Annotated in this window: 20 protein-coding genes and 2 pseudogenes; 12 read left to right on the forward strand and 10 right to left on the reverse strand. The window is 70.2% G+C overall.

Translation table 11 applies throughout. The features are described from left to right. On the reverse strand, positions 1 to 1275 hold the full coding sequence (locus AB0J12_RS02825) for an iron-containing alcohol dehydrogenase (RefSeq protein WP_363262358.1): 1275 nt from the start codon (positions 1273 to 1275) through the stop codon (positions 1 to 3). A gap of 225 nt (positions 1276 to 1500) precedes the next feature. Between AB0J12_RS02825 and AB0J12_RS02830 the strand changes: the two genes are divergently transcribed. The 6 genes from AB0J12_RS02830 (at position 1501) to AB0J12_RS02855 (ending at position 6837) form a co-directional block, all read left to right on the forward strand. After that, entirely contained in the window at positions 1501 to 2739 is a 1239-nt protein-coding gene (locus AB0J12_RS02830; RefSeq protein WP_363262359.1) for a transcriptional regulator, read from the forward strand. 125 nt (positions 2740 to 2864) lie between these two features. Then, positions 2865 to 4382 carry an aldehyde dehydrogenase gene (gene adh, locus AB0J12_RS02835; RefSeq protein ID WP_363262360.1) on the forward strand — a complete coding sequence of 506 codons (1518 nt, stop codon included), beginning with the start codon at positions 2865 to 2867 and terminating at the stop codon, positions 4380 to 4382. Further along, positions 4382 to 4786, forward strand: a complete 405-nt coding sequence (locus AB0J12_RS02840) for a DUF779 domain-containing protein (protein WP_363262361.1) — start codon at positions 4382 to 4384, stop codon at positions 4784 to 4786. Before adh ends, AB0J12_RS02840 begins: the two co-directional genes overlap by 1 nt. Positions 4787 to 5057: 271 nt before the next feature. After that, positions 5058 to 5624 carry an ATP-binding protein gene (locus AB0J12_RS02845; protein ID WP_363262362.1) on the forward strand — a complete coding sequence of 189 codons (567 nt, stop codon included), beginning with the start codon at positions 5058 to 5060 and terminating at the stop codon, positions 5622 to 5624. A gap of 105 nt (positions 5625 to 5729) precedes the next feature. Next, positions 5730 to 6284 carry a glycoside hydrolase family 25 protein gene (locus AB0J12_RS02850; protein ID WP_363262364.1) on the forward strand — a complete coding sequence of 185 codons (555 nt, stop codon included), beginning with the start codon at positions 5730 to 5732 and terminating at the stop codon, positions 6282 to 6284. Positions 6285 to 6294: 10 nt separating this feature from the next. Then, complete coding sequence (locus tag AB0J12_RS02855) at positions 6295 to 6837, forward strand: MOSC domain-containing protein (RefSeq protein ID WP_363262365.1); 543 nt, start codon at positions 6295 to 6297, stop codon at positions 6835 to 6837. A 12-nt stretch (positions 6838 to 6849) separates the two neighbouring features. On the opposite strand, the gene AB0J12_RS02860 is transcribed toward AB0J12_RS02855, so the two are convergent. Then, positions 6850 to 7512 (reverse strand): NAD(P)-binding domain-containing protein, encoded by a 663-nt coding sequence (locus AB0J12_RS02860; protein ID WP_363262367.1) that lies wholly within the window; start codon positions 7510 to 7512, stop codon positions 6850 to 6852. A 100-nt stretch (positions 7513 to 7612) separates the two neighbouring features. After that, positions 7613 to 8605, reverse strand: a complete 993-nt coding sequence (locus AB0J12_RS02865) for a zinc-dependent alcohol dehydrogenase family protein (protein WP_363262368.1) — start codon at positions 8603 to 8605, stop codon at positions 7613 to 7615. 103 nt (positions 8606 to 8708) lie between these two features. Between AB0J12_RS02865 and AB0J12_RS02870 the strand changes: the two genes are divergently transcribed. Further along, positions 8709 to 9635: an AraC family transcriptional regulator gene (locus tag AB0J12_RS02870; protein WP_363262369.1), complete on the forward strand. Its 927-nt coding sequence runs from the start codon at positions 8709 to 8711 to the stop codon at positions 9633 to 9635. Here the strand turns inward: AB0J12_RS02870 and AB0J12_RS02875 are convergent. Continuing rightward, positions 9632 to 9820 (reverse strand): hypothetical protein, encoded by a 189-nt coding sequence (locus AB0J12_RS02875; protein ID WP_363262761.1) that lies wholly within the window; start codon positions 9818 to 9820, stop codon positions 9632 to 9634. The two genes, AB0J12_RS02870 and AB0J12_RS02875, sit on opposite strands and share 4 nt — an antisense overlap. On the opposite strand from AB0J12_RS02875, the pseudogene AB0J12_RS02880 reads away from it, so the two are divergent. Then, positions 9776 to 10033, forward strand: a pseudogene (locus AB0J12_RS02880) (ABC transporter ATP-binding protein); the annotation flags it as partial. The gene AB0J12_RS02875 and the pseudogene AB0J12_RS02880 overlap by 45 nt on opposite strands. A gap of 47 nt (positions 10034 to 10080) precedes the next feature. On the opposite strand, the gene AB0J12_RS02885 reads toward AB0J12_RS02880, so the two are convergent. Both AB0J12_RS02885 and AB0J12_RS02890 read right to left on the reverse strand, forming a co-directional pair. Next, complete coding sequence (locus AB0J12_RS02885) at positions 10081 to 10293, reverse strand: EF-hand domain-containing protein (protein WP_363262370.1); 213 nt, start codon at positions 10291 to 10293, stop codon at positions 10081 to 10083. Between the two features lie 58 nt (positions 10294 to 10351). Beyond that, on the reverse strand, positions 10352 to 11266 hold the full coding sequence (locus AB0J12_RS02890; protein ID WP_363262371.1) for a MerR family transcriptional regulator: 915 nt from the start codon (positions 11264 to 11266) through the stop codon (positions 10352 to 10354). A gap of 49 nt (positions 11267 to 11315) precedes the next feature. Between AB0J12_RS02890 and AB0J12_RS02895 the strand changes: the two genes are divergently transcribed. Continuing rightward, positions 11316 to 11945, forward strand: coding sequence for a GNAT family N-acetyltransferase (locus AB0J12_RS02895; RefSeq protein ID WP_363262372.1), 630 nt, complete (start codon positions 11316 to 11318; stop codon positions 11943 to 11945). Between the two features lie 7 nt (positions 11946 to 11952). Here the strand turns inward: AB0J12_RS02895 and AB0J12_RS02900 are convergent, their stop codons facing one another. Then, entirely contained in the window at positions 11953 to 13131 is a 1179-nt protein-coding gene (locus AB0J12_RS02900; protein WP_363262373.1) for a YncE family protein, read from the reverse strand. Further along, positions 13131 to 13901 (reverse strand): polysaccharide deacetylase family protein, encoded by a 771-nt coding sequence (locus AB0J12_RS02905; RefSeq protein WP_363262374.1) that lies wholly within the window; start codon positions 13899 to 13901, stop codon positions 13131 to 13133. The genes AB0J12_RS02900 and AB0J12_RS02905 overlap by 1 nt, the downstream gene beginning before the upstream one ends. 235 nt (positions 13902 to 14136) lie before the next feature. Between AB0J12_RS02905 and AB0J12_RS02910 the strand changes: the two genes are divergently transcribed. The 3 genes from AB0J12_RS02910 to AB0J12_RS02920 are packed head-to-tail and all read left to right on the forward strand — an operon-like array spanning position 14137 to position 19517. Then, positions 14137 to 14451 (forward strand): hypothetical protein, encoded by a 315-nt coding sequence (locus AB0J12_RS02910; protein ID WP_363262376.1) that lies wholly within the window; start codon positions 14137 to 14139, stop codon positions 14449 to 14451. Positions 14452 to 14459: 8 nt separating this feature from the next. Further along, positions 14460 to 18902 (forward strand): DUF6531 domain-containing protein, encoded by a 4443-nt coding sequence (locus tag AB0J12_RS02915; protein ID WP_363262377.1) that lies wholly within the window; start codon positions 14460 to 14462, stop codon positions 18900 to 18902. A gap of 39 nt (positions 18903 to 18941) precedes the next feature. Continuing rightward, entirely contained in the window at positions 18942 to 19517 is a 576-nt protein-coding gene (locus AB0J12_RS02920; RefSeq protein WP_363262378.1) for a hypothetical protein, read from the forward strand. 553 nt (positions 19518 to 20070) lie between these two features. On the opposite strand, the pseudogene AB0J12_RS02925 reads toward AB0J12_RS02920, so the two are convergent. Then, positions 20071 to 20679: pseudogene (locus AB0J12_RS02925) on the reverse strand (ATP-binding protein). Between the two features lie 205 nt (positions 20680 to 20884). Next, the gene (locus AB0J12_RS02930; protein WP_363262379.1) at positions 20885 to 21652 is read right to left on the reverse strand and encodes an enoyl-CoA hydratase-related protein; all 768 of its coding nucleotides are present in this window, start codon (positions 21650 to 21652) and stop codon (positions 20885 to 20887) included. Between the last annotated feature and the right edge of the window lie 92 nt (positions 21653 to 21744).

A 21744-nucleotide genomic window follows, 5' to 3' on the forward strand; every position in this document is an offset into this window, starting at 1 on the left:
TCACAGAGCCTCGCGGAACAGTGTCTCCACGTCCCGCACGTCGACGTCCCGGGGGTTGGTGGCCATGCAGGCGTCCTTGAGCGTCGTGCGGGCCAGCACCGGCAGGTCGCGCTCCGCGACCCCGAGACTGGCCAGCCCCTTCGGGACGCCGACGTCGTCCGCCAGCGCGCGCACCAGGTCCGCGAGCTGTTCGGCCACCTCGTGCGGCGGCACACCGGCGACCGGAAGCCCGGCCGCCGCGCCCAGCGCGACGAAACGCTCCGGCCATGTCTCGGCGTTGAAGCGGATGACGTGCGGCAGGAGCACGCCGTTGACCACACCGTGCGGGGCGTCCAGCAGGCCGCCGACCTGATGGCTCATGGCGTGCGTCGCGCCGAGGATGGCGTTGGTGAAGGCCATGCCGGCTTCCAGGGAGGCCTGGGCCATGGCGAGACGGGCGCCGAAGTCCCTGGGACGGACCTGGGTGCGCACCAGGTTCGCGGTGATCAGCTCGACCGCGTGCAGGGCGTGGATGTCCGTCAGCGGGTTGTGCGCCCGGGACACGAACGCCTCGATGGCGTGCGTCAGGGCGTCCAGGCCGGTGGCCGCGTTGAGCCAGTCCGGCATGGTGGTCAGCAGCCGCGGGTCGATCACCGAGATCTCGGGGACCAGGGTGCGGCTCACAATGGTGATCTTGATGTGGTGGGAGGTGTCGGTGACCACGGCGAACTGGGAGACGTCCGCCCCGGTGCCCGACGTCGAGGGCACCATCACGGTCGGCGGGATGGGCTGAACCACCTGGTCCACTCCCTCGTAGTCGAGGATGTGCCCGCCATTGCCCGACAGGATCGCCACGCCCTTGGCCGCGTCGATGACGGAGCCGCCGCCGACTCCCACGATGACGTCGCAGCCGCTGGCCGCGTAGCGTTCGAAGCCGGCCTGGATCTCGACGTCCTTGGGGTTGGGCGTCACATCGCTCCACACCACGGGCCGCAGCCCGACCCGGCGCAGGTGGCCCACCGCCTCGTCCGCCCAGCCCGCCTCCATCAGCCCGGGATCGGTGACCAGGAAGGGGCGGCGACCGCCGAGGCGGAGCGCGCAGTGCCCGAGCTCCGCGAGCGAACCGGGCCCGAACACCACCTCCGGCACATGGAACTTGGCGAGCCGGGCGGACTGCCGTACGGCGTCCGTGCCGGTCCGCTGCGGCCCCAGCAGCTCGCCCTGGCGCTCGTCACGGCTCCAGTCCGCACTCGGATCGTTACCGCCCGCCACCATGACATCCGACCTGGTCGACATGCGACCTCCCAAGGGCGTCGAGCCCGCAACGCACAGGCAACCTTGATTTTACTGCCCGGTTGGCCGATAACACTGTTCTCAGACCGAAGACCACGCTAGGCGCGCGCGCCCGGATGCGGCACCTGTCCGATCGGACAGGGTGGACGGACCGGTCGGGGGGGTGTGCCGACGCGGTCCCGAGGGACAATAATCGGTCGTCCCCGTTCGACGGCAGGGGAAATGCAGATGTCACAGAGCAGTGACCTCCGGCGGCGCAGGGCCACGCTGGAGAGCGAGTGGTCCCGCCTGGTGCCGCAGATGCGGACCGCAGGGTCGCGGCCGTGCGGTGCCGAGGCGCTGCGCCAGGACGTGACCGAGTCCTGGGTGCGCTCGCTGAGCAGCGTCGACCCGGGCCGGGACAGTGCCCCGGTCAGCGACGAGGGCGCGGTCCACCACCGCTGGATCGGCTCACCGCTGCGCCGGCCGGTCGACGACCTCGCCGACGAGCTGCGCAGCATCGCGGAGGACGCCGGGTTCGTCACCGCGGTCACCGACGAGTCCGGCACCATCCTGTGGACGTGCGGCGGGCGCACGATGCGTCGGCGGGCCGAGCGCGTCAACTTCGCGCCCGGCGGCCGGTGGGACGAGCAGGCCATGGGCACCAACGCCCTCTCCCTGGCGCTGCGCACCGGCCGCCCCCATTCCGTGTTCTCGGCCGAACACCTGGTGACGGCCCTGCACGGATGGGTCTGCTACTGCGCGCCCGTCCACGGGCCGGACGGACGCGTCCTGGGGGTGCTGGACATGTCCACCACCTGGGACCGTTCGAACCCCCTCGCCATGTCCACCGTGCGCTCCCTGGTGGCCACCGTCGAGGCCCGGCTGCGGACCGAGCCGCAGCTGATTCCGCGTACGAACTCCGACCCCGTGCGCCTCACCTGCCTCGGTGCCGAACAGGCCGTACGCAACGGCGCCCCCCTTCAGCTGCGGCCCCGGCAGCTGGAGATCCTGACCCTGCTCGCGCTGGAACCGGACGGCTACGCGCCCGAGCGGCTGCGCGAGGCCGTGTACGGGGACCGGGCGGTCACCGCGTCCACGTTCAAGGCGGAGATCTCCCATCTGCGCCGCGCCCTGGACGGCGGGGTCACCACCCGCCGTTACGCGCTGACCACGCCGGTGTCCTGCGACGCCGCCGACGTGCTGCGCGCGCTGCGGAACGGGGACGCGGACACCGCCCTGCGCCTGTACCGCGGCCCCCTGCTGCCCCGTTCCGAGGCGCCGGGCATCGAGGAGTGGCGCACCCACCTGGAGGTGGCGGTGCGCGAGGCGGTGCTCACCAGCGCCCGTCCCGAGCACGCGCTGCGGTACGGCGAACGGGTCCCGTACGACGTGGAGGTGCACGAGCACGCGCTGCGTCTGCTCGGCCCGCGCGACACCCGCCGCGCCCTCGCGGCCGGCCGCCTCACCTCGGCCCTGCGCCACTGACACCCGGCCCGGCGCGGGGCGCGTACGGCGCCAACCTCGCGCCAACCTCGGGACCTCACAGTGAACCGCATCACGACGGCGTGAGCCGTCGGACCGCACTCACCATCCCCCCGAGGAGAGCCGCCATGGTGTACGCGCAGCCGGGAACGGACGGCAGCATCGTCAGCTTCGCCCCGCGATACGACAACTTCATCGGTGGCGACTGGGTCGCCCCCGTGGAGGGCCGGTACTTCGAGAACACGACGCCGGTGACCGGCAAGACCTTCTGCGAGGTGGCCCGCTCCTCCGCCGCCGACGTCGAACTCGCCCTGGACGCGGCCCACTCGGCCGCCCCGAAGTGGGGCCGCACCTCCACGACCGAGCGGGCGAACATCCTGAACCGGATCGCCGACCGCCTCGAGGCGAACCTGGAGAAGATCGCCGTCGCGGAGAGCTGGGAGAACGGCAAGCCGGTGCGCGAGACGCTGGCCGCCGACATCCCGCTGGCGATCGACCACTTCCGCTACTTCGCCGGCGTGGTGCGCGCCCAGGAGGGCAGCATCGCGGAGATCGACGCGGACACGGTCGCCTACCACTTCCACGAGCCGCTCGGCGTGGTCGGCCAGATCATCCCGTGGAATTTCCCCATCCTGATGGCCGCCTGGAAGCTCGCCCCGGCCCTCGCCGCCGGAAACTGCGTCATCATCAAGCCCGCCGAGCAGACCCCGGCCAGCCTGCTGTACGTCGTCGACCTGATCGCCGACCTGCTCCCGCCCGGCGTGCTCAACGTCGTCAACGGCTTCGGCGTCGAGGCCGGCAAGCCGCTCGCCTCCAGCCCGCGCATCGCCAAGGTCGCCTTCACCGGCGAGACCACGACCGGCCGGCTGATCATGCAGTACGTGAGCGAGAACATCATCCCGGTCACGCTTGAGCTGGGCGGCAAGAGCCCGAACATCTTCCTGCCCGACGTCATGGCCGCCGACGACGACTTCCTGGACAAGGCCGTCGAGGGCTTCGTGATGTTCGCCCTCAACCAGGGCGAGGTGTGCACCTGCCCCTCCCGCGCCCTGATCCACTCCTCCATCTACGACGAGTTCATGGCCCGCTGCGTGGAGCGCACCAAGGCCATCGTCAGCGGCGACCCGCTGGACCCGGCGACCATGATCGGCGCCCAGGCCAGCAACGACCAGTACGAGAAGATCCTCTCCTACATCGACATCGGCAAGCAGGAGGGCGCCGAACTCCTCACCGGCGGCAACCCCCGCGCCGTGGCCGGTCTGGAGGGCGGCTACTACATCGAGCCGACCATCTTCCGCGGCACCAACGACATGCGGATCTTCCAGGAGGAGATCTTCGGCCCGGTGGTGTCGGTGACGACGTACGACTCCGTCGACGAGGCCCTGAAGATCGCCAACGACACGCTGTACGGCCTCGGCGCCGGCGTGTGGACCCGGGACGGCAACACCGCCTACCGCCTGGGCCGCGAGATCAAGGCCGGCCGCGTCTGGACGAACTGCTACCACGCCTACCCGGCCCACGCGGCCTTCGGCGGCTACAAGAAGTCCGGCATCGGCCGCGAGACCCACAAGATGATGCTCGACCACTACCAGCAGACCAAGAACCTGCTGGTCAGCTACTCCGGCCAGAAGCTCGGGTTCTTCTGATGGACGCCCGCACCAGGCGCGTCGAGCTGACACCGGCCGCCGAGGACCTGGTGCGGCGGCTCACCGGGACGCACGGGCCGGTGATGTTCCACCAGTCCGGTGGCTGCTGCGACGGCAGCGCGCCCATGTGCTATCCGCGCGGCGAGTTCCGGGTCGGCGCCCAGGACGTGCTCCTCGGCCGGGTCGCCGGTGACACCCCCTTCTGGATGAGCGCCGACCAGTACGCGTACTGGCGGCACACCCACCTCACCGTCGACGTGGTTCCGGGCCGGGGCAGCGGCTTCTCCCTCGAAGCACCCGAGGGCGTGCGCTTCCTGCTCCGGTCCCGGGTTCTCACCGACGAGGAGTGGGAACGCATCGAGGCGGAGCCACCGCTCCCGACCGGCGCGGACACGCTCGACTGACCCGGCGACCGCCCCGCACACCGGGCGGGCGACGACCACCGCGCCGGCGCAGGCGGTGGCAACGGTGGGGGGCCGGACACCCGTGGTGTCCGGCCCCCCGCCTCTCGTCCGGCCCGGGGTGCCCCCTCCATCCGGAGGGGGTGGTTGCACCCCTTCGCCCAGCTATGGAGCGACGGACCACTGCGTAGCGTCGGAGATGGCCTGAGAAACAGGCGGATCCCCCCGACAGGACCCACCACGTCGCCCTCTCCCGCCAGATTCGGGGTCGACCATGTACACCACAACCCTCGACGAGACGAGCGGGCCGCTCGCCGCATCCCCCGCGCGCCAGCGGTCCACCGCTCAGCCGCCCGGCTCCCCGCACCGGACGACGCCGTCCGGTCCTCCCCCACGTGGCGGGGCGGCACGCCACCAGGAGGCCGTCGTGGCCCTGCCGGCGGAGGTCGGCTGGGTTCCGGTGGCCCGCCACTGCATCGTGGCCGTCCTGGCCCAGTGGCGCATCCCGTCCGCCGACCGGGAGACCGCCGAGCTCATCGTCGGCGAACTCGCCGCGAACGCCGCGGAGCACGGCCACCACGACATGACCGTCCGGGTGTCCCTGCACGCCGGCGTCCTGTGGATCTCGGTGACGGACTCCGGCGCCCCGGCCCGGCCGCGGCCCGGCGAAGACGCCGACCCCGACGTGCACGGCCGAGGGCTCGCCATCGTCGAACTCCTGGCCCGGCAGGTCCTCGTCCACCAAAGCTCCCTCGGGCGGCGGGTCGACGTCGCCCTCCCCGTGACGAGCACGGAACACGCATCCCGCCGCGGCCTCGCCATGAACATCGCCGAGCGCTGAACGGGCTGTGTCGTTCGGACGGTTGACCGGTTCGCCCAGGCGGTTGACCGGACCCCGATCCGGGGCATCATCCCCTCCCGTCCCCCACACCTGTCGGGAGCCCCCATGCTGCGCGGCATCGACGTGAGCGCCTACCAGTCCTCCTCCTACGGCACGGACGGCCTCTCCTTCGTCTTCATCAAGGCGACCGAGGGACGTTCGTACGTCAACCCGAAACTCGCCGCCCAGACCAAGCACGGCCGCGACGCGGGCCTGGTCGTCGGCTTCTACCACTTCCTGTGGCCGGGCAACCTCACGGCCCAGGCCGAGTACTTCCTGAGCAAGACCCCGGAACGCACGGGCGACATCCTGGCCGTCGACTGGGAGACGACGGGCGAGGGCACCCACGCGAGCAACGCGGAGAAGGACCGTTTCCTCCGCATGCTGAAGCAGATGCGCCCGCACAACCGGGTCGTGCTCTACTGCAACCGTCACTTCTGGTTGACAGTGGACACGACCTCGTACGCCGGCGACGGCCTCTGGATCGCCGACTACGTGACCGCCGGCAAGCCGCGCATCAAGGCGGCGTGGCGGTTCCACCAGTACACCGACGACCCGCACGACACGGACGTGGCCAACTTCACCAGCCGCGCGGCGCTGCGGGATTGGGCCACGCCCTAGGGTGACCGGCATGGACGGCACCATCACCGCGGTCAGCAGCAACGGCGTGTACTCCTTCACCAAGCCCAACCGCGAGAGCATCCGGCTGCTCGCCGGGTTCGGGGTGGAGGGGGACGTGCACGGCGGGGCGACGGTGAAGCATCGGTTCCGGATGGCCAAGGATCCCTCGCAGCCCAATCTGCGGCAGGTGCATCTGATGCACGAGGAGCTGTTCGACGAGCTGCGGGCGGCCGGGTTCGAGGTGGCGGCCGGACAGCTCGGGGAGAACGTCACCACCCGCGGGATCGATCTGCTCGGGCTGCCCACGGGGGCACGGCTGCTGCTCGGGGACGAGGCCGTCGTCGAGGTGACCGGGCTGCGCAATCCGTGTGCGCAGATCGACGGGTTTCACAAGGGATTGCTGAAGGAGGTCGTCGCACGGGGAGCCGACGGGCGGCCGCGCTTCAGATCCGGGATCATGAGCGTCGTCGTCGCCGGTGGTGTGGTGCGGCCCGGCGACAGCGTCGAGGTCGAGCTGCCGGACGGGCCGCACCTGCCCCTGGAGATCGTCTGAGGCGGACGGCTCTCAGCCGCGGAAGTCCGCCGGGCGCTCCGGGGTCGCCGCCTCGAGCGCCCTCGTCACGGCCTCCACGTCGCCGCGCATGCCGTAGACCGGGGTGCCGGGCTGCTGGCGCCAGGAGTCGTCGAGGCCGCCGGTGTCGACGGTGTCGAAGCCCAGCTCGTCGATGAGGGCCCGTACCTTCGCCTTGGCCGCCTCGTCGTCCCCGGCGACCGACAGCGCCATACGGTCGGGGTCGCCGTCCGGCCGCGGGCGTTCCAGGAGGTCCTGGGCGAAGGTGGCGTTGAAGGCCTTGATCACCGGGTGGCCGAGCTGCCGCTCGGACCAGCGGCTCTCGGTCACGCCCTCGTCCTCGATCGCCGCGATCCGGCCGTCACGCTGCTGCGGGTAGTAGTTGCCGGTGTCGATGACCACGGCCCCCTCGGCGGCCTCGTCGAACAGGCCCTTCGGCAGGTCGGGGACCGCCTTGAGGGGGACCGTGACGATGACGATCTCGGCGTTGCGTGCGGCCTCCTCCACCCGCACCGGCGTCGCCCCGGTCTCCGCGGCCAGCTCGGTGAGCGTCTGCGGGCCGCGCGAGTTGGCGACGGAGACGTCGTGGCCGAGCGCGCTGAGCCTCCGGGTCAGGTTGCCGCCGATGTTGCCCGCGCCGATGATGCCGATCTTCATGGCTCAGCCCTTCAGGTTCGCTGCGCATGGTCCGGTTTGCGGGCGACAACCCGGCGGTCTGTCCGGCTATTCCCGTTCTGGGGCCGAACGGGTGGCGGGGTCAGATCCGTACCACGATCTTGCCGGTGTGCTGGTTGGACTCCATCAGCCGGTGGGCGTCCCGGATGCGTTCCAGGCCGTCGAGTACCTCGCCGATCACCGGGCGCAGCGTGCCGTCGGCGAGGCCGGAACCCAGGTAGTGGGCGGCGCGGCGGCGCCCTTCGGCGGTACCGGTGAGGGTGAAGTTGCTGTAGCCGTGGACGGTGAGGGGCCACCGCATCGGCAGGACGGTGGGCTGCCCCTGAAGCCAGCCGTAACAGATCAGGTAGCCGTCCTCGGCCGCCGCCTCGCCGAGGGTCGCGAAGCCGGGGCCGCCGATCGCGTCGAGGACGATCCCGGCGCCGTTGCCGCCGGTGAGCCGCCGGGTCTCCTTCACCACGTCCTCGTCGTCGGAGACGATCACGTGCTGCGCGCCCAGGTCGAGCAGCCGCTGCCGCTTGGCCTCGGTCCGGGTGGTGGCGATGGGCACCGCGCCGGCCCGCCGGGCGACCTGGATCGCGGCCGTGCCGACGCCACTGGACGCACCGGTGATCAGGACGTGGTCGCCGGGCGCCATCCGGGCCCGCTCGACCAGCGCGCCGTATGCCGTCGTGTACGTCAGCCAGGCCGCGGCGGCCGTGACCTCGTCGACGCCGTCGGGGCGCGGGACGAGGGTGTGCTCCGGCATGAGGACGCGGTCGCCGTAGACGCCGTGGGTGTCGAGCCTGAAGTTGGCCGCGCTCAGCACCGGGTCACCGGGTGCGAAGGCGGTGACGCCGTCGCCGACCGCCTCGACGGTGCCGGCGGCCTCGTAGCCGTTGCGGGCGGCGGGCAGGGTGGGCTGGTAGAAGTAGCCGCCCGAGCGCAGGAGGGCCTCCGCGCGGTTGAGGGCGATCGCGGCGACACGGACGAGGACCTCGCCGGGGCCGGGGTCGGGCAGTTCGGTCTCCTCGACGGTCAGGACGTCGGGGCCGCCGGTCTCGTGAAAGAGCACGCTGTGTGCGGAAGTTGGCATGCCGTCGACGCTATGGCCGCACGGCGAGACGATCCATGCCTGTCTGTCTCGGCTTTCTGTCCGTGCGTCTCGCTCCCGGCCGCCCGGCGCTACGGTGCGGGACATGGACGTACTCAGCGACGCCGTCACCGCGATGCGCACCGGGCGGCCGCACTCCGGCCTGCGGCACAAGTACGGTCCCTGGGGGAGTCGCTTCCAGGCCACGGACGGAGCCGGATTCCACGTGGTGCTGCGCGGGTCGGCGTGGCTGCTGCCGGCGCAGGGGGAACCGGTCGCGCTCGGCCCGGGCGATGTGGTCTTCCTCGCCCATGGCCACGGACACGCGCTGGCCGGCTCGCTGGACGTGCCCCTGGACGACCTCGGTCTGGACGCGGACGGCCGCTGGCCCGATCCGCCGCCGCCCCCGCCGGGAGCGCCCGAGCCGCACACGGTCATGCTGTGCGGCGCCTATCTGCTGGACCGCAGCCGTGCCCACCCCCTGCTCACCGAGCTGCCGGAGGTGGTGCACCTCCCCGCCCGGGTCGGCGCCCACAGCGGGCTGCGGGCGGCGGTGGAACTGCTGGGTCAGGAGCTGGCGGAGTGCCGGCCCGGCTCGTACACCGTCATCGCCTCGCTGCTGGACACCCTGCTGCTGTACATCCTGCGCGCCTGGTGGGAGAGCGAGCCGCGGGACGCCGGCCGGCGGGGTGGCTGGGCGGCCGCGCTCGCCGACCCGGCCGTCTCCGCCGCCCTGCACGCGCTGCACACCGACCCGGCCCGCTCGTGGACGGTGGCGGAGCTGGGCGCCGAGGGCGGCCTGTCGCGGGCGGCGTTCGCGCGCCGGTTCACCGCGCTGGTCGGCACCCCGCCGCTCGCGTACCTGACCTGGTGGCGGATGACGACGGCGGGCCGGCTGCTGCGCGCCGAGGAGGACCTCCCGCTGCGCCAGGTAGCCCAACGGACGGGCTACACCTCGGAGTTCGCGTTCGCCAAGGCGTTCAAACGGGAGTACGGGGTGGCGCCGGGGCAGTACCGCAAGCAGGCGTCCTAGGCGGCCGGTGGAAAGGGGTTCTCCAGTTCCTTGGTGACCACCGCCACCGCGGTCTCCGCGTCCGCGTCGGTGATGGCCCGCACGATCGCCTCGTGGGCGTCGTCCGCGGTGTTCGGATCGTCGTCGCGCAGGCCGCTCAGCGCCAGGAGTTCGGTCAGGCCCTGGACGCCCTGCGCCGGGAGCATCCGCGGCTGGCGACGGTGCTGGTCACCCACCATCTGGAGGAGCTGCCCGGGCACACCACGCACGCCCTGCTGCTGCGCGACGGCCGCCCTCTCGCCCAGGGGCCGGCCGCCGACGTCCTGACCGGCGACCGGCTGGGCATGTGCTTCGGCCTGCCGCTGGCGCTGGAGCGGCACGACGGCCGGTGGAGCGTACGCATCAGGCGCCGGGCATGACGAAGGGGCGCCTGCCGGTGACCGGCGGGCGCCCCTCGTGCCGCACGTCACTTGTTCAGGTGGGCCCAGAACTCGTCGAAGGACAGCACCTTGTCACCGTTGAGGTCACGGGACTTGATGATGGCCTCGGCGACCGATTCGGTGACGTTCCAGTCACCCTGCTGGGCGAGGGCGCTCTTGAACTCGGCGGCGGTGATGAAACCGTCACCGTCCGCGTCGATCCGCTGGAACTGCTTGCGTGCTTCCTCGATGTCCGCCACCGATCCGCCCCTTTTTGTCGCGTTTCTTACTCGTGTCGGCGTAGTGCCGCAGGTCAGATTAACGGCCCGCGCGCGCACGCAGTGCGGCGACCACCCAGGCGAACTCCTCCGCGTGGGTCGGCTGGGGGTCCAGCCCGTTCACGAGGGCCGAGAGTTCGCGGTACCGGGCGACCCGGGCGTTGGAGGCCGCCGTCAACCGCTCCAGGACCGCCACCGGGTCGGCGTCGCCGAGCAGCCCCCGCAGCACCTCCCCGGCCTGTGGCGCCTCGGGCGCGATGCCTGCCCGCAGCGCCTCGCCGGCGAGCTGGACCAGCCGGCTCATGAACCACAGCGACGACCCGGCCGGTACGCCGGGTCCGCGGTCCGCCGCGTTGAACTCGATCATCCTGCGCATCAGCGCGCGGAACTCCGGGTCCTGGATCAGCTCGGCGAGCTCCACCCAGGCGTCGACCTGCTCGGGCGTCGGGTCGTCCGGCAGGGTGGCCGCCGCGAAACGGAGGCGGTTTCGCAGATCGGGGTCGGCCGTGTCGATCCCCTCGAAGACCTCCGCCATGAAGTCGTTCACGATCCGCTGCCGCTCCGCCGCCGACAGCCGCGCCAGCTTGTTCATCAGGGTGGTCTCCTTCGCCGTCGAGCCACGTCGTGCCACACTCGACAGCACCGCACGGGTCACCTTCAGCGACCGGATCTGCGCGTCCAGCGCCGCCACGTGCGCGGCAGCCACCTGAGCGACCGTCCGCTCCCCGGCCAGCACCGTGCGCACGTCGTCCAGGCCGAGGCCCAGCTCGCGCAGGGTGCGGATCAGCTCCAGGCGGGCGGCGGACCCGGCATCGTAGAGCCGGTAGCCCCCGGACGAGCGGGTCACCGGGATCAGGACGCCCTCGTCGGACCAGTAACGGATGGTGCGCACGGTCAGGCCGGTGGCGCGGGCCAGCTCGCCGATGGTGAAAAGACCGGTGCCGTCTTCGATCATGTCTGGGAGTCTGGGCCTTCCAGCGGGTGGAGACTCAAGGAGCACGGTGATGGGAACCCTGCGGGACATCCTCGACGCGGCGGCGCGGGGTGTCTTCCCGCCGGCGGACGGCGGCACCACGGTCGTACCGCAGGAGAGCGCGCGGGACGCCGGGGTGCTCTCCTTCACCGCGCACTCGGTGGTCTTCACCGACGAGGACCCGGCGTGGGTGTACGACACCCTCCACGCCCTGGACTGCGACACGCTCGCCGCGTCGCTGAACCCCCGTTTCCTAGCCGCCTTCCTCGACCGCACCGGTCGCACGACGGAGACGGTCGACGCGCTCCTGGTCGGCACCCCGCTGCCGGGCGAGCCGGAGATCGCGCTGAAGGAGATGGCCGGCGAGCACCCCCGCATCGCCTACGCCCGCCGGCGCCGCGACGACGTACGCGCCTGGGCGGCGGACGGCGGGGTGCTCGTACTGGGCCGGGGCGTGGCCGGACGGCTGGAGGTGTCCGTGGAGATCGACGAGGGCCTGCGCCACCGGGGGCTGGGCCGGGCCCTGGTGACGGCGGCGCGGCAGCTGGCCGGGGAGCCGCTGTGGGCGCAGGTCGCGCCGGGGAACGCCCGCAGTGCGCGGGCGTTCCAGGCGGCGGGCTACCGGCAGGTGGGTGCGGAGGCGCTGCTGCGGGCCCGGTGAGCGGGGGTCAGCGGAAGATGCCCGTGTGGCCGAGCGAGTAGCGGCCGGGCTGCGGGTAGACGGCGAGGCCGTGCGGGCCGCTGCCGACCTTGATCCGCGCGAGCTGTTCGCCGGTGCGGGTGTCGAGGGCGTACACCTCGGCGTTGTAGCGGCCGGAGAGCCACAGCACCTTGCCGTCGGAGGAGACGCCGCCCATGTCGGGGCTGCCGCCCTGGGGCAGGCGCCACTTCTTGGTGAGCTTGTTCTGCCGGAAGTCGAAGACGGAGATGGTGCCCTCGCCGCGGTTGGAGACGTACATCTCGCGGGAGTCGCGGCTGACGTACAGGCCGTGGGCGCCCTTGCCGGTGGGCAGCAGGGTGGGCTTGGTGAACTTGTCCCCGTCGAGGACCCACATGCCGTCGGCCATCATGTCGGCGATGTAGAACCGCTTGCCGTCGGGCGAGATCTTGACGTCCTGCGGCATGGCGCCGCGGAACGGCAGCTTCTGCTGGCCGACGACCTTCATCGACGCCGTGTCGACCTTGAGCAGTTCGCCGCTGAACTCGCAGGAGACGATGAAGTAGCGGCCGTCGAGGGAGAAGTCGGCGTGGTTGACGCCGTAGCAGGAGACGGGGACGGTCTTCAGCCGTTTCATGGTGTGCGGGTCGCGGAAGACCAGTTCCCGGTCGAGGGAGGCCATGACGACGGCGTACCTGCCGTCGGGCGTGAAGTAGAGGTTGTACGGGTCGTGCACGTCGACCGTCTTGCCCGCCTTGCCGGTGCGCGGGTCGATGGGGGTGAGGGTGTTGCCCCGGTCGTTGTTGACCCACAGCGTCTTCAGGTCCCAGGACGGCACGACGTGCTGCGGCTGGCGGCCGACCGGGATCGTGTCGATCACCTGGTACGTCTTCGGGTCGATGACGGTGACCGTGTTGGACTCGGTGTTGGGCACGTACACCCGGGACGGGAAGTCCTTGACGACCGGGGAGAGCTTGTTCGGGCGGTCGGCAGCGTAGACGTCCTTGGGGTCGAGGACGGGCGGCATGCCGGGCAGGCCGGGCACGGTGTTCTGCTTCTTCGCCGGGGCGGGCAGGGCCGCCTTGGTGGTCTCGGCGGCGCCGTGGCCGGCGCCCGGGCTGCCGCAGGCGGCGAGCGCGGCGAGGGTGGCGCCGGCGAGCAGGGTGCGGGTCGTTCGCTTCAGGTGCATCAGCCGATCAGCTCCGTGGTGGTGACCGCGTGCAGACCGCGGCGGTCGAGTTCTTCGAGGACGGCGGGGAGCGCGGCGACCGTGTCGTGGTAGCCGAAGTGCAGGCTCACCACGGATCCGTCGCGGATCTCGCCGAGGACCTTGCGGGTGACGGCGGCGGCGCCGGGCGCGGTGAAGTCGAGGGAGTCGACGTCGTAGGACAGGACGTGCGGGTAGCCGGCCTCGGCGGCGAGGCGGGCGACGAGCGCGGAGGCGCGGGGGGCGCGCGAGGGGCGGAACCAGGTGCCGATGGAACCGGTGAGCCTCTTCAGCCGGTCGGCGCAGGCGGTGATCTCGGCACGGGCCTCGGCCTCGGGCATCGCGTTGATGCCCAGGTGGCGCTGGGTGTGGTTGCCGAGGTCATGCCCGCCGTCGAGGACGCGGCGGGCCATCTCGGGGTGCTCGTCGAGCCAGGTGCCGACGGCGAGGACGGTGACGTGGGCCCCGTGCCGTTCCGCCTCGGTGAGCAGGGCGCGGGCGATCGCGGGATCGCCCTGGCCGTGGAAGGTGAGGGCGACGCGGGGGCGGGTGCGGGGGCCGTGGGTGATCTGGTCGGGCACGCCGGGGTAGCGGCGCGGGGCGGGGGCCACGGCCGGTGACGAGTGGGGTGCGGGGCGGGCCGCGGCGGGCCGGACTGCGCCGCCGGGCGGGGAGCAGGCGGGGGTGAGTGCGGCGCCGGCAAGGAGGCCGGTACCGGCGCGCAGGGCCGTGCGGCGGTCGGGTGCAGTCACCCGACCATTTAAAGGGCGAAGTGCTGCAAATCAGGCTATTCACCCGGTCGGCACAGGCAGCGCGGGTCGCGCTCGGCAGGGCGAAACGAGGAGCGATGCCATGCCGCGAGCGTCTTCGGCCTAAAGCGAATACCCCTTTGCCTACTCGTGGGCGACGCATTGCCACCACCAGAACCGCTCCGACTAATGTTTTCCAGTTGGCATGTGCACTGAATGAAAGTCGGGGCCGGGGGACATGTCGGATCTGAAGAAGGAAGCGCTGTCGCTGCATACGGCGGCGTCGGGTTTGCGGGGGACGGGGCATCACACGGCGAAGCCGTTGCAGGAGTTCAAGGCCGCCTCGCACGACCTGAGCGCGCTCGGCGCGCTGGGCTCGCTCCTTGGTGCGAAGGGCGAGATCGAGAAGGGCATGACCACCCTCGCGAAGCTGACGCAGGACCTGCACGAGGAGTGGGAGGCGGAGGCCAAGTTCATGGGCGAGGTCTCCGACGCCTTCGATCTGCTGGACGTGCTGCTGGCCGCAGCCGGCAAGTCCGGCAAGAAGGGCTGAGCCGGGCCGTGGTCGACCTCAATCCGCTGCACTACATCAACAAGTTCAACCACATGTTCGGCGACACGATCGCCAGCGGCCTGGAGTTCCTCGGCATCTCCGATCCGGCGGTGGACCCGGACGGCATCCGCGAGATCGCCAAGAAGTGGCGGCACCTGGCGACCGGTCTGGAGGGCGCGGCCGGCGCGGCGGGCACCGCGATGACCGGCGTGCAGTGGGAGGGCGAGTCCGCCAAGGCCTTCAACAAGCGGGCGAAGGCGGCCCGTAAGCAGGCCACGGACATGGCCCACGCGCTGCGTGAGGGCGCCAAGGCGCTGGACACGTTCGCGGACAAGGCGCACGAGCTGCTGTCCGAGATCGGTGTGATCCTGGCGGAGATCGCCGAGTACGAACTCGCGGGCCTGGCACTGGACGTGCTGTCGCTGGGGGCGTCCTCGGTGGCGGCGACTTTGATGGCGACCGAGCGTGCGGCGAAGGTCGTGGCGCTGATCGGACGGATCGAGACCGAGGGCACGGCCCTGGCCTCGGCGGTGCGCGGCGTGATGGAGGTCATCCGGGCTGTGGAGCGGGCGCTGAAGGCGCTCAAGGAGATCCGCGGCGTCGCGGCGGTGGCGAAGATGGCCAAGGAAGGTGCGAAGTTCTCCGCCTTCACCACGATGCTGGAGGACCCGGGCGCGTTCAAGGACCCGGAGAAACTGGCCGGCATCCTCGCCGAGGGCGCCGTGATGGGCGTCGGCCTCGGCGTGCTCGGCAAGGCACTCGGCAAGGGCCTGAAAGCCCTCAAGCCCGGCGAACTGGCGAAGCTGGCCAAGGGACTGAAGCTGAACTGCGCCGCCTTCGAGCGCCTCAAACTCAACCCGGGCTTCGACAAGCTGCCCGCCTCGGTGCGCAACATGGTCAAGAAGTTCGTCCGGGACCCGATCGACGTGGCCACCGGCGACATGGCCCTGACCCGCACCGACCTCACCCTGCCCGGCGTCCTGCCGCTCGTCCTGGAACGCACGCACCTGTCGTCGTACCGCCACGGAGGCTGGTTCGGCCCCACCTGGGCCTCCACCCTCGACCAGCGCATCCAGGCCGACGACAAGGGCCTCGTCTACGCCACCGCCGACGGCGCCCGCCTCTGCTTCCCCATCCCCGACACCGAGACCAACACCCCCGTCCGTCCCCTGACCCCCGGCTCCCGCCTCACCCTCACCTGGGACACCGACGTGGACGGCGCGATCCGCGTCACCGACCCCGACACCGGCCTGGCCCACGTCTTCCACAGCCCCGTCCCCGCCGCCGGCGACACCGCGGTCGACCTCCCCCTGCAGCACATCGAGGACCGCAACGGCAACCGCATCACCATCCGCTACGCCGACGGCGGCGGCGACATCCCCACCGCTGTCGTCCACTCCGGCGGCTACCACATCGCCCTCGACCACCACCCCACCCAGCCCCGGATCACCGGCCTGCGCCTGCTCGACCCCGCCCACCCGGACCGCCCCGGCACCACGATCCTCACCTTCGGCTACGACGAGCACGGCCACCTGACCGAGGAAATCAACTCCTCCGGCCTGCCCCTGCGCTACACCTACGACACCGAAGGCCGCATCACCTCCTGGACCGACCGCAACAACACCACGTACTGGTACGCCTACGACGCCCACGGCCGCGTCATCGCCACCGGCGGCACCGGCAACGCCCTCGCCTCCACCCTCGACTACGACGCCACCACCCGCACCACCCGCGTCACCGACTCCCTCGGCCACACCCGCGTCTACGAACACAACGAACACCTGCGCCTGATCCGCGAAACCGACCCGCTCGGCAACGCCACCACCCAGGAATGGGATGAGAACGTTCAACTCACGGCTCTCAGAGATCCCCTGGGGCGGGTGACCCGCTACACGTACGACGAACAAGGCCGTGTGAGGACTGTTGTCCGTCCGGACGGCGAGACAACCCATTGCGAATATGACCCCTCAGGTCTCCCTGCTCAGGTGACAGATCCGGACGGGTCGCGATGGACGCACGAATACGACGCACACGGCAGGCTGGTGAAGAGCACCGACCACAATGGCCTCACCAAAGTCTTCGCCCACGACGGGACCGGTGCGGTCAACTGCTTCACCGATCCTCTCGGTCGGGACACCCGGGTGCGCAACAACCCGGCGGGGCTTCCCATGGTGGTGACAGACTCCTGCGGGGCGACGGTCACGGCGTGCGAACGCGACATTTTCGGGCGCCCAACCGTCGTAACGGATGCGGTCGGCGCAGTGACCCACTGGGAATGGACGGTCGAAGGAAAGCCGATTCGCCGTGTCGCCGCCGACGGCTCGCACGAAACCTGGAGCTACGACGGTGAGGGGAACTGCGTCCAGCACACAGACGCCAACGGAGGCGTTTCTCGGGTCGAGTACACACACTTCGACCTCATGTCCGCGCGTACCGGTCCCGACGGCATGCGCCTGGACTTCTCGTACGACAGCGAACTCCGTCTCATTCAGGTCGGCAATCCGCAGGGACTGACCTGGAACTACACATACGACGCGGTCGGACGCCTGATCGCCGAGTCCGACTTCGATGATCGCACCTGTCGTTATGAGCATGACGCCGCAGGGCAGTTGGTACAGCGTCTGACCCCTCTGGGAGAGGTGATTCGTTACGACTGCGATCAGCTCGGCAGAGTGACATGCAAGACCGCCGCCGGACGGATCACGCACTTCACTTACGACGCTGCCGGACGTGTGACTCGCGCGGCTACTCCCGAGACTGTCCTTGAACGCACGTGGGACGCCAACGGACGTCTCGTGTCCGAGTCGCTCAGCGTCGAGGGTGCAGATGCCCGTTCAATCAGCAATGCCTACGACCGGCTCGGCCGTCGGACACGTCGCGCCACTCCGTCCGGTGCAGTGACCACCTGGGATTACGACGTGACCGGGAGAGGCGTCACTCTCAGGACTGCCGGGCGCACGCTCCGTTTTGAGTACGACGCCGTCGGGCGAGAAGTGACGCGCAGGGTCGGCGACAACATCACCTTCAGCTCCACTTATGACCGGCTCGGGCGTATTGAGTGTCAGATCGTCACAGGGCCGCAGGACCAACTGATCCGGGAGCGTGGCTACCGCTACCGCGGCGACGGATACCTAACCCACGAGACTCTGGGGAACGGTCGCGTCAAGGAGTTCCAGCTGGACGCTGCCGGCCGGGTCACGGGCGTGCAGGCTCAGGGATGGTGCGAGCGGTACGCCTACGACTCGGCCGGAAACCAGACGGACGCGTCCTGGCCGGCTACTCATCCGGTTCCGGAAGCGCAGGGGGCGCGGCACTACCTCGGCATGCAAGTGATCAGAGCCGGCGGCATACGCTACGAGCACGACACAGCCGGGCGCCTCGTTCTGCGCCAGAAGAAGCGCTTGTCCCGTAAGCCCGAGACCTGGCGATACAACTGGGACGCTGAGGACCGTCTGACTTCCGTCATCACTCCGGATGGAACGGAATGGCGTTACCGGTACGACCCGCTGGGACGGCGCATCGCCAAGGAGCGATTGGCCGACGACGGAACAACAGTCGTCGAGCGGGTGGACTTCGCCTGGGACAACGCCACACTCTGCGAACAGACGAGCCGGGGCGGTGCGCATACCGCTCCTGTGACAGTGACATGGGATCACTCTGACGGGCGTCCGCTGGCCCAGACCGAACGCATGGGCGTGGCACACGCCTCGCAAGAGCAGATGGACGAGCGCTTCTACGCCATCGTCACCGATCTCATCGGGACACCGACGGAACTGGTGGACGAAGACGGCCACATCGCCTGGCGCATGCGTTCCACCCTGTGGGGCACGACGGCTTGGGCCTCCGACAGCACCGCATACACACCGCTTCGTTTTCCTGGACAGTATTTTGATCCAGAAACCGGCCTGCATCAAAACTACTTCAGATACTACGATCCGGATACGGGCAGATATTGCTCGCAGGACCCACTTGGTCTGGCACCTGCGGACAACCCTTTCAGCTATCCTCACAATCCCAGCACCTGGAGTGATCCGTTCGGTCTGGCGCCGCAATGCGGCGAAGTGGAGCCGACGCCGAGCAACTGGGTGCCCGATGAGAATTATTCACCGGAGGCAATTAACGACCGCATAAAGGGCAATGCGGACCGTAAAGCATGGCTCGAAACACCACAGGACGTTCATGATCTGGTGAACGAATTGGCGCGAAATCCGAACTATCCTCAGCGGATGACCGGACCTGCTCGGGCGCGAGTTCCTGATGTATACCGTGGTGGGAACTCCCGGGCCGGTCGACGCTGGGCGGGATCTCCCATCTATGACAACGGGGACCCGTTCAGTCAGCTTCGCGTCATGGTCGACGGCAACGGCAACATTGCCTACTTCGGCCGTCGCGCGGACGGCTCTCATAACTATGACCAGGTCATCCCCTACCCTTGGGCGAAGAGGACGTGAGCTGCCCCGCCGCCCACCACCAGGGAAACAGGACACGACATGACTGAAGCAGAGCTGACCCGGGCACTGGCAAACGCGGGACTGGAGTACCTGGGAACGGCGGACCGCGATGCCTGCCTTTTGCCGCCCCGCCTTGCGGCCTATGCCAGTTCGACGGCAGCGGATGGAGACGAGTGGGCCGTCAGTGTGGAGAACAATGCGCAGGACTTCCAGCAGCGGGTGAACCACGAGTGGTACATGCTGAGTGCGCACCAAGGCCTGTTCGAGACGGGGCGCCCCGAGTTCCTTCTGGCGGTTCCCGACCCCGACCGACATGGCGACACTTGGTGGGCGCGCGTGGCCTTGGGTGCCGAATGGGATCTGGCTGGATCAGGAGCGGCAGCACACGTGACGGGGCATGGGTGGGGGCACCCCGAGTTCCTGATGCTGTCGCGAACGGGTGATGTCGTAGTTCAGGGCACACAAGGGCAGGAATGGACAGACGTCGTCGCACTACGGAATCCCCACCGTATTTCCTCGTTCAGAGCGATGGGTGTCAGCCTGCTCGAAAACACGTCCATCACTCCGCCCACACGTGAAGCGGTGGAGCGCTGGCTCGCATGGACTGCTGCTTGACTCCTGGAACGGTGACATCTCCGAACGCGCGCGACAGACCCGCAAAAGTCTGCCCGTCGCCTCGTCGAGGCATCCCTGGAGCACTCGGCCCGGATACTTCGCCAGCGCAGCGGTGTAGAGGTTGGGCTGCCCCCGCGCCCAGGACGTCGTTCCCCACACCGTCGAACGGGAGCTGACGGGGACTCGGAGATGGTTCGCGATTGCTTGCGGACACGACTCGCCCGTGCCACTCCCCGGCTTCGCCGAACGGGGCGTGGAGCGGTGCAGGGCCCACATCGGCGGAGGCTCGTGGGAGCTTCAGGAGTGGCTCTACCGGTTCGATCCCGAGTCCGAACTCCGCGGCTGGGCCGGGGGCCTGACACGAACCGGTGATCACGACGTCAGGATCTGGGTGGACACCTGGGGCGAGACCTTCTGCGCGTGCGACGAACGGCGCTGGCTCGCCTATGTCCCGGGCGCCGCGGGACGTCCGCGGCCCCACCCTGGTGCGGTCCGCCGAGTGACAGGCCGCCGTCACTCCCTGAAGGGCACAGGGCACGGGGTCGCGTCCTCGTCAGCGGTCCCCCACCCTCATCTCGAACCACGTCGTCTTGCCCCGGGGCAGCAGGTCCACGCCCCAGCGGTCGGCGATCTTGTCGACCAGGAACAGGCCGCGGCCGCTGACGTCGGTCTCGCGGACGGGCATCAGGCAGGGCAGGCCGCGGGAGGGGTCGCGGACCTCGACGCGGATACGGCCGCGCAGCCGGCGCATGCGCAGACCGAAGACGCGGGCGCCGGTGTGCCGGACCGCGTTGCCGACGAGTTCGGAGACGAGCAGGACGGCGTCCTCGGCGAGCTTGGGGGTCAGACCCCAGTGGCGCAGGATCACCACCTGGGTCAGCCGGCGCGCGGTGGCCGCGGACTCGGGGCGGGACGGCAGCGGCACATCGTGTTCCGCCGGGTTGCCGAACAACTCCAGTGCCTTCAGCGCCCGTTCGTCCTCCACCGCAGGCGACCAGCGCGCCGCCACAGCACGGCCGTGTCCCCGCGGCTGTTCGATGCCCTCCAGCCCCGCCATGCCCCCATCATGGCCGCCCCAGGGGGCGTCGGGGGCCGTTCTGCTGGAATACGCCCCCCGGACGCTCCCGTTCCACTACTTGCGACCGGCATATGCGCTGGGCATTTCGGGGTTCGCCGCACCCCTGCTGACCTGCGGCGACGGCTCGACCGGAGGCAATCGACAGGCTCCCTCGACAAGGCAGGCTTAAGGTTGCCCAAAGGTTCCCATAAACCGCCCCATCGAGGGACCCCGGATCAGACGCGACGTCAATTGCAAGTGCTTGACGGTGTGTTCAGCAGCACTCCGACTTGTCCGGGCCTCGGTGTGTTCAGAGGAACTTCGCCTTGCCCGGGCCCTCCTCAACGAAGCTCTTCATGCCCCGCTCGCGGTCCTCGGTGGCGAACAGGCCCGCGAACCAGTTGCGTTCCACGGCCAGGCCCGTGTCGATGTCCGTCTCCAGACCGGTGTCGATGGACTCCTTCGCCGCGCGCAGCGCGATGGCCGGGCCCTGGGCCAGCTTCGCCGCCCACGCGTGCGCCTCGGTGTACACGTCGGCGGCCGGCACCACCCGGTCGACCAGGCCGAGCGTCAGCGCCTCGTCGGCCTTCACCATGCGGCCCGTGAAGATGAGGTCCTTGGCCTTGGACGGGCCGATCAGCCGGGACAGTCGCTGGGTGCCGCCGGCGCCGGGGATCAGGCCGAGCAGGATCTCCGGCTGGCCGAGCTTGGCGTTCTCGCCGGCGATGCGGTAGTCGGCGCACAGGGCCAGCTCGCAGCCGCCGCCGAGTGCGTAGCCGGTGACCGCGGCGACGACCGGCTTGGGGATGCGGGCGACGGCGGTGAAGGCGTCCTGCAGGGCGCGGGCGCGCAGGACCATCGCCGTGTGGTCCATGGCCTGCATCTCCTTGATGTCCGCGCCCGCCGCGAACACCTTCTCGCCGCCGTACACGACGACCGCGCGCACGTCGTCGCGGCGGCCGGCCTCCTCGGCGAGTTCCTTGAGCCTGTCCTGCGTGGCGACGTCCAGCGCGTTCATCGGCGGGCGGTCGAGGCGCAGCGTGCCGACGCCTTCGGCGACTTCGAGATGTACGGTCATGCCAGCAGGTTAACGGGGACTAACGGCAACGGGCGGGGTGCGGTCGCTCACACCCGGCCGGGGCCCTGGTCCGCCAACGACATCGGGCCCGG

Source organism: Streptomyces sp. NPDC049915 (genome assembly GCF_040656475.1).
Classification (GTDB): domain Bacteria; phylum Actinomycetota; class Actinomycetes; order Streptomycetales; family Streptomycetaceae; genus Streptomyces.